The sequence below is a fragment of the Bacteroides faecium genome (assembly GCF_012113595.1).
GTDB classification, from domain to species: domain Bacteria; phylum Bacteroidota; class Bacteroidia; order Bacteroidales; family Bacteroidaceae; genus Bacteroides; species Bacteroides faecium.
This window is the reverse complement of record NZ_CP050831.1, coordinates 20,452-34,946: the sequence shown is the minus strand read 5'-3', so window position 1 is coordinate 34,946 and position 14,495 is coordinate 20,452. Positions and strand designations below refer to the sequence as shown.

Below are 14,495 nucleotides of genomic sequence, written 5' to 3'. Positions count from 1 at the left end.
TCGGTTTAGAATTTATAAGTATAAGTAAATGAGGGTATTATTGGCAATAATGTATATTTCTTGATGACACCGTGACCTTCTTTGTTGTGCCCCCGGTAAATCCATGCCGGATTCATCGCGTTATACACATTGTATAAACTGATGTTCCAGGTTCGTATTCCATGCCTGGTCTTTTTATTGAAATTGATGCCGATATTGAGCCGGTGGCTTGCAGGCAGGCGAAAGTTGTTCCGGTGCTCCACGTAGTTAGTTTCTCCGATAGTGGGAGATGTATTAGTAAAGCTAGGTTCGTAAGGGATTACCCATCCCCCGCCCGAACCGTTGTTTATGCCGTCGTTAGGACGGATAACTGCTGTCTTTTCTTCGGGAATAGTACTTGTTCCCCCTGTATAGAACACCCAGGAAGCCCCGATGTCGATGCGGTCGTTGAAACGGTGGTTGACCGTCAGGTTGATATTGTGTCGACGGTCATACTTGTATGGAAACCGTTCTCCATTATTTATGCCACCTTTGGCGAACTTGCGGTCACTTTTGGAGAGGGTATAGGACAGCCATCCTGTAGTCTTGCCGATAGTCTTTTGCGCCATAAGCTCGATTCCCATTGAGCGACCTTTCCCCATTTCTACTTTATTTTCCCAGCCTGCCGAAGTTCCGAAGAAACTGACTCCGTCTTTGTATTCCAGCACATTGCGCATATCCTTATAATAACCTTCAACCGAGAACTCCCAACCTTTGATTCCTGTATAATATTCGCCCAGTGAAAACTGGTGGGATTGCATAGGTTTGATTTTTTTAGTTACAGGTACCCATAAATCAGTCGGCATACTGATGGGCATGGATGAAAGCAGATGTACGTACTGGCTCATTTGGGTATAAGATGCTTTCAGGGCAATATCCTTCACCAACTGATAACGGGCGGATATGCGTGGTTGAAAGGAGAAGTAGCTTTTATCCTGTACGTGGAATAAAGAAAGATGTACTCCCATATTCAGCCGGAAACGTGTGTTGATCCTGAAATTATCTTCCGCATAAGCTGATATCTCATGCGCGTAAAGATGGTTGTTGTTTATGCTGTGGTATGTTTTCTCCTGTCCGTCTTGTTCGTTGGCCTGATCTGAAATTTTGGATGTCATGACTTCCGGACGAAAGATATGATACATATATTTTGTGCCGAACTTTATGCGATGGATAGGGCTGGGATTGAATTCAAAGTCTATCTTGTAGCTCCAGTCCTGAATGCCGGAACGGTAGTCGGCGGAATATCTGTTGACTTCTTTTCCGGTTGTTCCACCGAATTGACTGGTCGTGTATGAATGAATGCCAAGCTGGTAATTGTTGAAGGAGACCGTTGTGTTACTGAACAGGCGGTTGTTGAATATATAATTCCATCGGGCAGAGGCAATCGTGTTTCCCCAGTTCATTTTTGTACCATCTTCATAATCGGTATTTACGTCAAATTTAGTGGAGAAGTGGTCTTTACCATTGTATATGCTCAAGAAGAGACGGCTACGGTCGGAGAATTTGTGATTGATTTTGGCATTGACATCATAAAAATAATAGCTGTATTTCTCGTCGTCAGGCATGAATGGCTTGGCAAGCAAATCAAGATACGAGCGTCGGGCAGAGATATTAAAGGATGTTTTCCCTTTCACAATCGGGCCTTCCAGATTGAATTTGCTGGTCAGTAAACCAATGCTGAATGTACCATGAAATTTCTGCATATCTCCATCATTGGTACGGACATCAATCACCGAAGAAAGCCGGCCGCCAAAGCGTGCCGGAAAAGAACTTTTGAATAGCGTTACCTTCTTGACTGCTTCGGGAGTAAAAACGGAGAAGAAGCCGAACATATGATCTACATTATATACCGGAACTCCGTCCAGTAAGATAAGATTTTGGTCGGGACTACCGCCACGTATATACAATCCCGCAGAACCATCCACACCTGCCTGTACTCCGGGCATGAGTTGGATGGCTTTCATCACGTCGGCTTCCCCCAATATACTCGGAGTACTTTTGATTTGTGTCATGGGGATTTCAATAGATCCCATCTGTGTAGCCATAGCTCCTGCTTCCGCTCTGTCGGAGACAACAACAACTTCCTGCAATTGCGTATTCCCCTGCATGCGGATATCCATCAATGTATCCTTCGATAGTGTGAACTGACGAGTCTCTGTGGCATAGCCCAAATAGGAGAAACGCAGGCTGGTTTCTCCTTCAGGCAGAGTGATACTGTAAAAACCGTAAGGATTGGTAGTAGTTCCCTGATTCTGATGACTCTCAAAGATATTTGTTCCAATCAACGTCTCGGAGGACGTTCCGTCAGTGACATATCCGCTGATAGTAAACTTGCGGCTTACGCTTTTAATCTTTTTCTTTTTTTGCAGCAAGATGTAGCGACCGGAAAACTGGTAGCTGACCGCTTCATTCTTGAATACAAGATCAAGTATCTCGTGCAGAGGTTTTTCTTTAACTTTCAGGTTGATTTTATGTTTGATACTGATTTCTTCGCTGTATATGAAAGAATAACCGGTTGAGTTTTCAATCATTTTGGTGAACTCTTTCAATGTAGCGTTTCGTAGTGTCAGTGTGAGCCGGGCGTTTGCATTTTGTGCATAGGCGCGGGTGGTGATAAGGAGCACCATACCTATCAGAACAATTGTTCTGACAGGCAGGTGTCCCTGGTGAATAGTTCTCATTTTAAGTCTGGTTTAGTAGTAATAATAATCTGTTTATCGTTTTGTGAATAGTCGAAATAGCCGGCATTGTGTAATACGGACAGAATCGTTTCCAAATCCTCTCCATTGCGGAATCGGGCTGTAATTCGGTAATCCTGCAAAGCTGTGCCGGATATACGGATGCTTGTTCCGAATGAGTTGGATAGTTCGCGGACAATTTCCTGTAAAGGCAAATCATCGAATATAAACTCTCCGTGCCGCCAGGAGATTTCATCTTTTGCATTTTCCAGGGCTTTGCGGGTGAGCTTTTGCTCTACCTTATTATATATAGCAATTTCATTCGGCTTTAATACCATGCGGACAGAGTTGTTTTTATTGCTGACAGCCACCGAACCTGTTAATAACGTTGTTCTTACGTCAGGATTGTCACGATAGGCATCCACATTGAAATGAGTTCCCAATACCTGCACGTCAATTGTCTCGGTCTGCACAATAAACGGATGCTTATTGTCCTTGCTTACTTCAAAGTAGGCTTCTCCATTCAGTTCCACTTCCCGGTTATCCGATTTGAACTTCTCCGGATAAGAAATTGAAGAATAATGGTTTAGGGTGACAGTGCTACCGTCAGGGAGATGAACTGTCCGTGTTTCCGCCAATGTAGAAACCGTCTCTATCGAGACAGGCTGCATATATAAATAAACTGTCCATGCCGACAGGCAGAGTAGAAGTACTGCCGCTGCTGCTGAGAATGTACGTATCAAGGTCAGACGCCGGGTATGGGACTTTAGCTTTTTCTCTAACTCCGGATAGCCGGCTGCTGCGGAAAAACGTCCCCGCGGTGAACACGTGGAAGCAATGAGCTTGTTCAGTATTTCTTCTAATTCCCTATCGGTGTATTTCATTCTTTTTCTGTATTACTTCGTTCATCATTTCTGACTAATTAGTGATTAATCGGGTTATTTGCTGATAAAGACAGAAGATTGACAGAAACTCCCTACGCTTTTTATGCGAATAAATGTTAATCTATCTCGACCCGGCTAATCATCTCCTTCAGGCGTGTTATTGCTTTTTGTAGCTGGGCATCTACTGTATTTGTGCTGATACCCAATTCTTCCGCTACTTGTGCATAACTCTGTTTTTCTTCACGGATGCGGATAAATATCTCCCTGCAACGTTCGGGAAGTCGGTCGAGTGCTTTCACATAGAGGGCAAACAGTTCTTCGCTGATTAATGATTCTTCCGGTGAGTAACTTTGTTCCTGCGGTTCGGGAAGGGAGTCGGCATGAATAAACGTATGCTTGGATTCTTTTTCCAAATAATTGAGTGAAGCATTCTTGACCAGGATAAAGCAATAATCTTCAATATTTCTCACGTCGAGTAACGTGCTGCGCTGTTTCCAGAGTTTCAGGAATACATCGAGTACGATTTCTTGCGACCATTCTTCTTGCTTTACATAGTAGTAAGCAATGCGGAAAAGGCGGTCGTATGTCATGTCATAAAAGTCCCGGAACGCGGTTTGCGAATCCAGTTCCTTCATTTGCCGTAATAACTTTCTTACTTCTGATTCGGTCATCGGCTTGCCGTTTATTTTATTAATCTACCCAAAGCAAATCACTCATTATACTGTCGGAAATGAAAATACCTTCACGGGTCAGGCGCAGAGCGCCATCGTGCTCTTCCAGTTTTCCATTTTCCAAATAGGGCGCAGCCATCTTCCGGCAGTACTCCCATAGTTCATTGCCAAATGTCTGTTTTAGCTTTTCTATGGGTGTGCCCCACACTGTGCGTATGGTAGTGATGATAAATTCATTGTAACGGGTGACTTGATCCAGGTGTTCGATTTCAAAAGCACGGCGGTTCTCCTCTATATCTTTTATATATAGGTCGATGGATGAAACATTCCATTCCCGTGTCATTCCGTCGAAAGAGTGTGCCGATGGCCCACAACCCAGATAAGAGATACCTTGCCAATACGAAGTATTGTGGCGGGAGTATTTGCCGGGTCGGCAGAAATTAGAGATTTCATAATGCTCGAATCCTGCTTTTTGCAGACGCTCTATCAGCAACGTAAAAAACTCCAGGCTGGAATCTTCGTCTACTTCGGATACCTGGTGCTGCTTCAACATCTTATATATAGGTGTATCTTCTTCGTAAATCAAGTGATAGGCAGAAATATGCTCCACATTCAGGTCGATAGCCTGTCGGAGATCGTTCTCCCAACGCTCTTTCGTTTCTCCCGGCAGTCCATATATAAGGTCGATGCTGATATTGCTGAATCCGGCTTGCCGGCATCTGTCGACAGCTTCGATGGCAGTCCGGGCATCATGGCGGCGTTTCAGCAATTTGAGGGTAGCGTCATCGAAAGTCTGTATTCCCATGCTGAGGCGGTTGAATGGGAGAGTAGACAACATTTGCAGATATTCCTTTGATAAGTCGTCCGGATTGGCTTCCAGAGTGATTTCGCGGCAAGATTCCACTCCATAACACTTCTGTATGGTTTCGAACAGTTGTCTGAAATCTCCTTCTTCCAGTTGCGACGGCGTTCCGCCCCCGAAATAAATAGTTTCTACCCGTTCTCCCTTCAAATATTCTTTCCGCATTTCCAGTTCACTGCAAAGGGCGCGTACATAGCGTGTTTTTAGTTCACTACGGGTAGTCGAATAAAAATCGCAATAGATGCAACGAGTCTTGCAGAAAGGAATATGAAGATAGATACCTGCCATAGCTATGCTGTTTGAGTTTTGTGGATACAAAAGTAAAACTATTATCGGATAATATATCAAAGATTTGTTTTCTCTTAACAGAAAAGAGTGCACGTGCCCGAATAAAACAATTTTTATTTCAGCCGAAACTATTTGTACAAGTACTACTCGATTATCGTTCAACAACTGTTGAACGAATGCTCTACAAATATAGAACTGTCGTCCAACAACTGTTGAACGATAATTCAGCAGGCAATAAATTATTTCTGAATAAGCGATGGACGGCTTGTTTGTTTCTAACGGGAAAACAATTTTATACTAAGCAGAATTGTTCGCGATAAAGATGTGTTACATAACATTGTTTAGTAACACTACCGCAAGTGTTGCTTTTCCCCCAATTAATCCCTAATTTGCGCATCACAAAATTAATGGTATGTGAGAAACATACTGAGTAATTATTTAAAATCTTATATATTATGAAAGTATATCAGACTAATGAAATCAAGAACATTGCCTTGTTGGGAAGTTCTGGCTCTGGGAAAACCACTCTCGTGGAAGCGATGCTTTTCGAGAGTGGTGTTATAAAACGTCGCGGTTCTGTTGCCGCTAAAAACACTGTTAGTGATTATTTCCCTGTTGAACAAGAGTATGGTTACTCCGTTTTCTCCACCGTTCTCCATGTAGAATGGAACAATAAAAAGCTTAATATTATTGACTGTCCGGGTTCGGACGACTTCGTAGGCAGTACAGTAACTGCATTAAACGTGACCGACACTGCAATTATCCTTCTCAATGGCCAATACGGCGTCGAAGTCGGTACACAAAATCATTTCCGATATACAGAAAAATTGAATAAGCCAGTTATTTTTCTAGTCAACCAGCTTGATAATGAAAAATGCGACTATGATAATATCCTTGAGCAATTAAAAGAAGCTTATGGCTCTAAAGTTGTTCCCATCCAATATCCTATCAGTACCGGTCCGGGCTTTAACTCTCTGATTGACGTATTGCTGATGAAGAAATATTCGTGGAAGCCCGAAGGCGGTGCTCCTGTAATTGAGGACATTCCTGCTGAAGAAATGGAAAAAGCGATGGAAATGAACAAAGCCTTGATAGAAGCCGCTGCCGAAAATGATGAAGGCCTGATGGAGAAATTCTTCGAACAGGAATCCCTTTCGGAAGACGAAATGCGCGAAGGTATCCGCAAAGGTTTGATTGCCAGAGGTATGTTCCCTGTATTCTGCGTTTGTGGCGGTAAGGATATGGGCGTTCGCCGCTTGATGGAATTCCTGGGTAATGTGGTTCCTTTTGTTTCTGAAATGCCGAAGGCAGAGAATACGGATGGCAAAGAAGTGGCTCCTGACTCGAACGGGCCGGAATCTCTTTATTTCTTCAAGACAAGCGTGGAACCGCATATCGGTGAAGTATCTTATTTCAAAGTAATGAGCGGCAAAGTTCATGAAGGAGACGATTTGCTGAATGCTGACCGTGGCTCGAAAGAACGTATTGCGCAGATTTATGTGGTAGCCGGTGGTAATCGTGTGAAAGTGGAAGAATTGCGGGCCGGTGATATTGGTGCTGCCGTGAAACTGAAAGACGTAAAGACTGGTAATACATTGAATGGCAAGGATTGCGATTATAAATTCAACTTTATCAAATATCCGAATTCCAAATATACGCGTGCCATCAAGCCGGTCAATGAAGCGGATGTGGAAAAGATGATGACCATCTTGAACCGTATGCGTGAAGAAGACCCGACGTGGGTAATCGAGCAATCAAAGGAATTGAAACAGACTTTGGTACACGGACAGGGAGAATTCCATCTTCGTACATTGAAATGGCGTTTGGAAAATAATGAAAAACTCCAGGTAAAATATGAAGAACCGAAGATTCCGTATCGTGAAACAATCACAAAACCGTCTCGTGCAGACTATCGTCATAAGAAACAGTCCGGTGGTGCCGGTCAATTCGGTGAAGTTCACTTGATTGTAGAACCTTATAAAGAAGGTATGCCTGTGCCCGATACTTACAAGTTCAACGGACAGGAATTTAAGATTACCGTAAGAGGTACGGAAGAAATTCCATTGGAATGGGGTGGTAAACTCGTGTTTATCAACAGTATTGTCGGTGGTTCTATTGATGCCCGTTTCTTGCCTGCTATTATGAAAGGTATCATGGCTCGTCTGGAGCAAGGCCCGTTGACAGGTTCGTATGCCCGTGATGTACGCGTGATCGTTTACGATGGTAAGATGCACCCGGTAGATTCCAATGAAATCTCCTTCATGCTTGCCGGACGTAACGCCTTCAGTGAAGCGTTCAAGAATGCAGGCCCGAAGATTCTGGAGCCGATTTATGATGTTGAAGTGTTTGTACCATCCGATAGAATGGGAGATGTGATGGGTGACCTTCAAGGACGTCGCGCCATGATTATGGGTATGAGTAGCGAAAAAGGTTTCGAGAAACTGGTTGCTAAAGTACCTTTGAAAGAAATGTCTTCTTACTCGACAGCACTTAGCTCACTCACGGGCGGACGTGCTTCGTTTATCATGAAATTCTCGAGTTATGAGCTTGTTCCGGCAGATGTTCAGGATAAGTTAATTAAAGATTTTGAAGCTAAACAAACCGAAGAATAGTCCGTAAATTTCTTAATAGTGTTAAAATCGTCCTCTTTTTTAAGTAAAAGAGGACGGTTTTTGTTTAACTATGATTAATAAAGATGGAAAAACACAAGGAGAAGATTTAATTTTTTATTAAATTTGCAAACCAAAGGAGGGTTTATATTGTTGTAGTAATCAGAATACGACCTAAATAACTCCTTTCGGTTAATTTCCGGGAAGTTCCGGTTAAATCAAGTTAATGCATTAGGAGTGTTAATTAGGGAGTGTTAATTTTGTTGCTATGAAGAAGTCAACAATTTGGATATTAGGTATTGTAATGGGGCTTTCTTTCCTCAGTTTACTGTATTTACAGGTCAGTTATATAGAGGAAATGATGAAAACCCGTAAGGAACAGTTTGATTCGGCTGTACGCAATAGCCTGGATCAGGTTTCTAAGGATGTGGAATATGCAGAAACGCAACGTTGGTTAATTGAAGATGTTTCTGATGCTGAACGGAAGGCTTTGATTGAGAACAACGCTTCATTGCAGCAGAATGATTTAGTTCAGCAGACGCAGCGGTTTACGATGAAGTCTAAAGATGGAAAGGTATATACGGATTTTGAATTGAAAGTGATGACTACCAAACCATCCGAACTTCCGAAAGCGATGATTTCTCCTTATAGAGGAACCAAAACGATTCCGGAAACCTCGCGCTCGTTGATAGAGGCTATCAAAAACCGATATATGTATCAGCGTGAATTGCTTAATGAAGTGGTTTGGCAGATGATTTATCGGGCAAGTGACAAGTCTATTGGAGATAGAGTAAGGTTTGGTGACTTGAACGGTTATCTGAAATCGAACCTATATAATAATGGTATAGACTTACCTTTTCACTTTATGGTGATTGATAAGGATGGACGGGAAGTCTACCGTTGTGCGGATTATGACGGAAAGGGGAGTGATGAATTCTATCAGCAGGCATTGTTCAAGAACGATCCACCTGCTAAGATGAGTGTACTGAAAGTGCATTTCCCGGGAAGAAGAGATTATCTTTTTGATTCGATCAGCTTCATGATTCCGTCGTTGATATTTACAATGGTATTGTTAGTGACATTCATCTTTACGATTTATATCGTATTCCGTCAGAAGAAGTTGACAGAAATGAAGAATGACTTCATCAACAATATGACACACGAATTTAAAACACCGATATCCACCATTTCGTTGGCAGCACAGATGCTGAAAGACCCTGCAGTGGGAAAATCACCGCAGATGTTCCAGCATATATCGGGAGTGATAAATGATGAAACCAAGCGCTTGCGCTTCCAGGTAGAGAAGGTACTCCAAATGTCGATGTTCGACCGTCAGAAGTCGACTTTGAAGATGAAGGAGATTGATGCGAATGAACTGATAACGGGAGTTATCAATACATTTACCCTGAAAGTGGAAAGATATAATGGTAAGATAACATCGAACCTTGAGGCCACTGATCCTGTTATATTTGCAGATGAGATGCATATCACCAATGTAATCTTTAATCTGATGGACAACGCGGTGAAATATAAGAAACCGGAAGAGGATCTGGAACTGAAAGTGAGAACATGGAATGAATCGGGTAAACTGATGATTTCGATACAGGATAACGGTATCGGCATCAAGAAGGAAAACCTGAAAAAGATATTTGAAAAGTTCTATCGTGTACATACGGGTAATCTGCACGATGTGAAGGGCTTTGGACTGGGATTGGCTTATGTGAAGAAGATTATCGTCGAGCATAAGGGAACCATCCGGGCAGAAAGCGACCTGAACGTGGGAACTAAATTTATTATTGCATTACCTTTATTAAAAAATAATTGATATGGACGAGAAACTGCGTATTTTATTATGCGAGGATGACGAAAATCTTGGCATGCTTTTAAGAGAATATTTACAGGCAAAAGGTTATTCTGCTGAGTTATTTCCTGATGGCGAAGCCGGTTATAAGGCTTTCTTGAAGAATAAATATGACTTGTGCGTGTTTGACGTAATGATGCCTAAGAAAGATGGCTTCACTCTGGCACAAGATGTCCGTGCGGCGAATGCTGAAATTCCTATTATCTTCCTGACGGCTAAGACGCTGAAAGAAGATATCCTGGAAGGATTTAAGATTGGTGCGGATGATTATATCACCAAACCTTTCAGCATGGAAGAATTGACGTTCAGAATTGAAGCAATCCTGAGACGTGTTCGCGGAAAGAAGAACAAAGAAAGTAATATCTATAAGATCGGTAAGTTTACTTTCGATACCCAGAAACAAATTCTGGCTTCGGAAGGCAAGCAGACTAAGCTGACTACAAAAGAATCTGAATTGCTCGGATTGCTTTGCGCTCACGCTAATGAGATTCTGCAACGTGACTTCGCGTTGAAGACTATCTGGATTGATGATAACTATTTCAATGCCCGCAGTATGGACGTGTATATCACGAAACTGCGTAAGCACCTGAAAGAAGATGACTCTATCGAAATTATCAACATCCACGGAAAAGGCTATAAGCTAATCACGCCGGAAGTTGAATCTTAATGAGATTACATTCGATAACTACAAATAAAAAATCCCGGAAACATTCGTTTCCGGGATTTTTTATTGATTTCTACGAAATTAATCAGCGATCTTCTTATTGATAATGATATAAGAAATGAGTCCCAGTACTACCAGTACTACCGAGGTACCCAAGAGAGCGTTGTCATTCACATTACCTGTAAAGGAACAGCCCAGCAGGATAACTACTCCGACCAAGATTAAGATCAATCCCAAGTTCTTTAATAAACTTTTCATGTGTGTGTATTTTAATAGATTATTATATTCCAGTCACAAATTAAAGCATAATTCTTTAACGGGCGAAATTATTTAAATAAAAAATCCATTATAAAGATAGGATTTAGTGGATTTTATGATTTAAAGGGCTGTTTCTCTGCCTAATCCTTCGTGTTGTAGAATACCTTTTTCAATACTTCCTGTCCGATGCTTAGTTCCTCAAGCGTAATGCCGTGAAGTGCTTCCTTCAAAGTCTGCCCGGCGATGATACGTGCTTTTTCTTCCAGCTCTTTCCCGTCTTTGGTGAGGTGGATGAGGTTGGTGCGGCGGTCTTTTTTATCAGAGATGCGTACAACGAGGTGTTGCCGTTCCATATTGTCAATCAAACGGGTCATGCTGGGCTTGTCCTTAAAAGTTGCATTGCACAACTCTTGTTGCGTCACACCGTCTTTTTCCCACAGGAAAATAAGTACAGTCCACTGCTCCGGACTGATTTCCAGACCGTTCTGACGGAAGTTGCGGTACAGTTTACGGTTGATTGCCGCAGAAACCTTACCATTCAATATGGCAAAAATAAGCCGGATGTCGAAGTTGAATTGCTCTATCATGAAATTATTGTTTAAACAACTTTGCAAAGGTAAGCCACTTCGCGGATAATTCCTACATTAGGATACAAAAAAAGATTAAATATTTGTAGTTCAAAATAAATTGCCTAACTTTGCACCCGCATTTAAAAATAAAAAATTATTTATTTAATTAAACGAAGTATGAATCAATACGAAACCGTTTTCATTTTAACTCCCGTTTTGTCTGATGTTCAGATGAAGGAAGCGGTAGAAAAATTCAAAGGTATTCTTCAAGCTGAAGGTGCTGAGATTATCAATGAGGAAAACTGGGGACTGAAGAAATTGGCTTATCCAATTCAGAAGAAGTCTACAGGTTTTTATCAGTTGGTTGAGTTCAATGCAGATCCTACTGTAATTGACAAGCTGGAACTAAACTTCCGTCGTGACGAACGCGTTATCCGCTTCTTGACTTTCAAGATGGATAAGTATGCTGCAGAATATGCTGCTAAAAGAAGAAGTGTTAAATCAAACAAAAAGGAGGATTAAATCATGGCACAACAGACTCAATCAGAAATCAGATATTTAACTCCGCCGTCAGTAGACGTTAAGAAGAAAAAATACTGCCGTTTCAAAAAGAGCGGTATTCGTTACATCGACTACAAAGATCCTGAATTCTTGAAGAAATTCTTGAATGAACAAGGTAAAATCCTTCCGCGTCGTATCACAGGTACTTCTTTGAAGTTCCAACGTCGTATCGCGCAGGCTGTGAAGAGAGCTCGTCACTTGGCATTACTGCCTTATGTAACTGACATGATGAAATAAGAAGGAGGAAAAGTATGGAAATTATTTTAAAAGAAGACGTAGTAAACTTGGGATATAAGAACGATATCGTAAACGTGAAATCCGGATACGGTCGTAATTATCTGATCCCGACTGGAAAAGCTGTTATCGCTTCTCCTTCTGCAAAGAAAATGTTGGCTGAAGAACTGAAACAACGCGCTCACAAGCTTGAGAAAATCAAGAAGGATGCTGAAGCTGCTGCTGCTAAGTTGGAAGGCGTAACTTTGACTATTGCAACTAAAGTTAGCTCAACTGGTACTATCTTCGGTTCTGTTGGTAACATCCAGATCGCTGAAGCATTGACTAAGCTGGGTCACGAAATCGACAGAAAGATCATCGTTGTAAAAGACGCTGTGAAAGAAGTTGGTAGCTACAAGGCGATAGTTAAACTTCACAAGGAAGTTTCGGTAGAAATTCCTTTCGAGGTAGTTGCTGAATAAGAGCAAATTTACTTCAATATATGAAAAAGCGATTTGTTCTTTGAACGAATCGCTTTTTTTATTATACTTGCGCTAATATTATGAAACTCAACAATTGTTTTTTGAAGAAGAAATTTTTGCTTCTACTGATTGCTTTAGGAATCGGTAGTATTCTTTATGCGAACAATGAGTTGAAACTATTGACTGATTCTTTGCGCAGGGTGATAGATGAAAAACATATCTTTGTCCAAAAGAAAGAGGATAGAATCAACCGGATAAAATGTATGTTGAAAAGCCCCGGTTTGACACTTGAGGGAGAGTATAGGATAAATCTTCGGTTGTATGACGAATATAAAAAATTTCATATTGATTCTGCCATTCATTATGTCGATCGCAATATTGAAATCTCCCGTCAGTTGAATAAAACCTATTTAATCAATCAGTCGTCTTTGAATCTGAGTTTTTTATATTCGATGTGTGGCAGGTTTAGGGAGGCGGAAATAATATTGAAGAGCATAAGGTCATCAGAACTTCCCAAAGATTTGTTGATTGTTTATTATCAGACTTATGCTAGTTTTTGGGGACATTATTCTATCTCGGTTGCCAACAACCTGTATGGAAAACAACAATCAGCTTATCAGGATTCGCTATTTGCTCTCATCGATCACACTTCTTTAGATTATAGAATGTATCAGGCATCTTATTATATATGGCGGGATACCATAAAATCGAAAGAGATTTTCAAGGAATTGCTGGAAATAGAGGAGGTGGGAACACCTACCTATGCTATGATTACTCATTCGTATTCGGGATTATGCAGGCATCAGAAGAAATATGATGAGGCGAAAAAATACCTGATATTATCTGCTATTGCCGATACCCGGAATGCAACGAGGGAAAATGCTTCTCTGCAAGCTCTTGCATTGATACAGTATGAAGAGCAGAATTTAGCTGATGCATTCAAGTTTACACAGTCTGCTATTGACGATGTAATATCTTCGGGTATTCATTTCAGGGCAATTGAAATTTATAAGTTTAATGCCATTATTAATACTGCTTATCAGACAGAGCAGGCCAGGTCCAGGTCGAATTTGACTACCTTTCTTATTTCTACAAGTATTATCCTATTTCTTTTAGTCTTGTTGGTGATATGTATTTATATTCAGATGAAGAAGATTTTAAGGATTAAGCAGGCATTGGCGCAGAGTAATGAGAAACTCTTGAGATTGAACGATAAGCTGAACCATATGAATAACCAACTGAATGATACGAACAATCAGTTGTGCGAAATTAGTAATGTAAAGGAGCATTATATTGCTGAATTTTTCGATGTTTGTTTTAGTTATATCAGTAAGATGGAGAAATATCAGAATACATTGTATAAGTATGCGATTAATAAATACTATGAGGAATTGATTAAGAAATTGAAATCATCCGCACTTATTGATGAAGAACTAACTGCCTTATATGCTCGTTTCGATAAAGTATTTTTGGGGTTGTATCCGACTTTCGTTTCTGATTTTAATGCTTTGCTGAAAGATGAGGAGAAAATTATCCTGAAACCGGATGCACTTTTGAACCGGGAACTTCGCATTTATGCCCTCTTGCGTTTGGGGATTACGGACAGCGGAAAGATAGCCAATTTCCTTCGTTGCTCTACAAGTACGGTGTACAACTATCGTACGAAAATGAGAAATAAAGCGGCAGTAGACAGAGACGAATTTGAGAATGAAATTATGAAAATAAGTTCAACTCAGGAGAAATAGTTGCCGTTATAAAGAAAAAACGATTCCAAATCATCTACATTTTTTAGGTCTTGTAAAAGTAGTAAATGCCTTATTATTAGGTGTTTAATGGATTATTATATCTACATAAAATAGTGTAAGGCGAATAAAGCG

13 protein-coding genes are annotated in these 14,495 nt (G+C 41.0%); 7 read left to right on the top strand and 6 right to left on the bottom strand.

The features are described 5' to 3' along the window. Positions 1 to 5: 5 nt before the first annotated feature. From BacF7301_RS00145 to hemW, 4 genes are all read right to left on the bottom strand, one after another. Complete coding sequence (locus tag BacF7301_RS00145) at positions 6 to 2,699, bottom strand: TonB-dependent receptor (protein WP_167959424.1); 2,694 nt, start codon at positions 2,697 to 2,699, stop codon at positions 6 to 8. Further along, positions 2,696 to 3,580: a FecR family protein gene (locus BacF7301_RS00140; RefSeq protein ID WP_167959423.1), complete on the bottom strand. Its 885-nt coding sequence runs from the start codon at positions 3,578 to 3,580 to the stop codon at positions 2,696 to 2,698. Before BacF7301_RS00140 ends, BacF7301_RS00145 begins: the two co-directional genes overlap by 4 nt. 116 nt (positions 3,581 to 3,696) lie before the next feature. Next, on the bottom strand, positions 3,697 to 4,251 hold the full coding sequence (locus BacF7301_RS00135) for an RNA polymerase sigma-70 factor (protein WP_167959422.1): 555 nt from the start codon (positions 4,249 to 4,251) through the stop codon (positions 3,697 to 3,699). Between the two features lie 19 nt (positions 4,252 to 4,270). Then, a complete protein-coding gene (gene hemW / locus BacF7301_RS00130) occupies positions 4,271 to 5,401 on the bottom strand; it encodes a radical SAM family heme chaperone HemW (protein ID WP_167959421.1) in 1,131 nt (376 codons plus the stop codon). A 455-nt stretch (positions 5,402 to 5,856) separates the two neighbouring features. Between hemW and fusA2 the strand changes: the two genes are divergently transcribed. From fusA2 to rprY, 3 genes are all read left to right on the top strand, one after another. Continuing rightward, positions 5,857 to 8,013, top strand: a complete 2,157-nt coding sequence (fusA2, locus tag BacF7301_RS00125) for an elongation factor G2 (protein ID WP_167959420.1) — start codon at positions 5,857 to 5,859, stop codon at positions 8,011 to 8,013. 265 nt (positions 8,014 to 8,278) lie between these two features. Then, the gene (locus BacF7301_RS00120) at positions 8,279 to 9,835 is read left to right on the top strand and encodes a sensor histidine kinase (RefSeq protein WP_044656166.1); all 1,557 of its coding nucleotides are present in this window, start codon (positions 8,279 to 8,281) and stop codon (positions 9,833 to 9,835) included. Between the two features lies 1 nt (position 9,836). Further along, positions 9,837 to 10,538, top strand: a complete 702-nt coding sequence (gene rprY, locus BacF7301_RS00115) for a response regulator transcription factor RprY (protein WP_024987200.1) — start codon at positions 9,837 to 9,839, stop codon at positions 10,536 to 10,538. A gap of 78 nt (positions 10,539 to 10,616) precedes the next feature. On the opposite strand, the gene BacF7301_RS00110 is transcribed toward rprY, so the two are convergent. Both BacF7301_RS00110 and BacF7301_RS00105 read right to left on the bottom strand, forming a co-directional pair. Beyond that, positions 10,617 to 10,793 (bottom strand): hypothetical protein, encoded by a 177-nt coding sequence (locus tag BacF7301_RS00110; protein ID WP_167959419.1) that lies wholly within the window; start codon positions 10,791 to 10,793, stop codon positions 10,617 to 10,619. A 140-nt stretch (positions 10,794 to 10,933) separates the two neighbouring features. Next, positions 10,934 to 11,380 carry a MarR family winged helix-turn-helix transcriptional regulator gene (locus tag BacF7301_RS00105; RefSeq protein WP_008759738.1) on the bottom strand — a complete coding sequence of 149 codons (447 nt, stop codon included), beginning with the start codon at positions 11,378 to 11,380 and terminating at the stop codon, positions 10,934 to 10,936. A gap of 159 nt (positions 11,381 to 11,539) precedes the next feature. On the opposite strand from BacF7301_RS00105, the gene rpsF reads away from it, so the two are divergent. From rpsF to susR, 4 genes are all read left to right on the top strand, one after another. Beyond that, positions 11,540 to 11,884, top strand: a complete 345-nt coding sequence (gene rpsF / locus BacF7301_RS00100) for a 30S ribosomal protein S6 (protein WP_008759739.1) — start codon at positions 11,540 to 11,542, stop codon at positions 11,882 to 11,884. A gap of 3 nt (positions 11,885 to 11,887) precedes the next feature. Then, entirely contained in the window at positions 11,888 to 12,160 is a 273-nt protein-coding gene (gene rpsR / locus BacF7301_RS00095) for a 30S ribosomal protein S18 (protein ID WP_008759740.1), read from the top strand. A gap of 14 nt (positions 12,161 to 12,174) precedes the next feature. Beyond that, positions 12,175 to 12,618, top strand: a complete 444-nt coding sequence (gene rplI / locus BacF7301_RS00090; protein ID WP_167959418.1) for a 50S ribosomal protein L9 — start codon at positions 12,175 to 12,177, stop codon at positions 12,616 to 12,618. A gap of 80 nt (positions 12,619 to 12,698) precedes the next feature. Beyond that, complete coding sequence (susR, locus tag BacF7301_RS00085) at positions 12,699 to 14,363, top strand: SusR family glycan utilization regulator (RefSeq protein WP_167959417.1); 1,665 nt, start codon at positions 12,699 to 12,701, stop codon at positions 14,361 to 14,363. The last annotated feature ends 132 nt before the right edge of the window (positions 14,364 to 14,495 follow it).

Bases quoted from the DNA above. Each gene is read 5' to 3' on its own strand.
- BacF7301_RS00145 (WP_167959424.1), bottom strand. From the start codon at position 2,699: ATGAGAACTATTCACCAGGGACACCTGCCTGTCAGAACAATTGTTCTG.
- BacF7301_RS00140 (WP_167959423.1), bottom strand. From the start codon at position 3,580: ATGAAATACACCGATAGGGAATTAGAAGAAATACTGAACAAGCTCATT.
- BacF7301_RS00135 (WP_167959422.1), bottom strand. From the start codon at position 4,251: ATGACCGAATCAGAAGTAAGAAAGTTATTACGGCAAATGAAGGAACTG.
- hemW (WP_167959421.1), bottom strand. From the start codon at position 5,401: ATGGCAGGTATCTATCTTCATATTCCTTTCTGCAAGACTCGTTGCATC.
- fusA2 (WP_167959420.1), top strand. From the start codon at position 5,857: ATGAAAGTATATCAGACTAATGAAATCAAGAACATTGCCTTGTTGGGA.
- BacF7301_RS00120 (WP_044656166.1), top strand. From the start codon at position 8,279: ATGAAGAAGTCAACAATTTGGATATTAGGTATTGTAATGGGGCTTTCT.
- rprY (WP_024987200.1), top strand. From the start codon at position 9,837: ATGGACGAGAAACTGCGTATTTTATTATGCGAGGATGACGAAAATCTT.
- BacF7301_RS00110 (WP_167959419.1), bottom strand. From the start codon at position 10,793: ATGAAAAGTTTATTAAAGAACTTGGGATTGATCTTAATCTTGGTCGGA.
- BacF7301_RS00105 (WP_008759738.1), bottom strand. From the start codon at position 11,380: ATGATAGAGCAATTCAACTTCGACATCCGGCTTATTTTTGCCATATTG.
- rpsF (WP_008759739.1), top strand. From the start codon at position 11,540: ATGAATCAATACGAAACCGTTTTCATTTTAACTCCCGTTTTGTCTGAT.
- rpsR (WP_008759740.1), top strand. From the start codon at position 11,888: ATGGCACAACAGACTCAATCAGAAATCAGATATTTAACTCCGCCGTCA.
- rplI (WP_167959418.1), top strand. From the start codon at position 12,175: ATGGAAATTATTTTAAAAGAAGACGTAGTAAACTTGGGATATAAGAAC.
- susR (WP_167959417.1), top strand. From the start codon at position 12,699: ATGAAACTCAACAATTGTTTTTTGAAGAAGAAATTTTTGCTTCTACTG.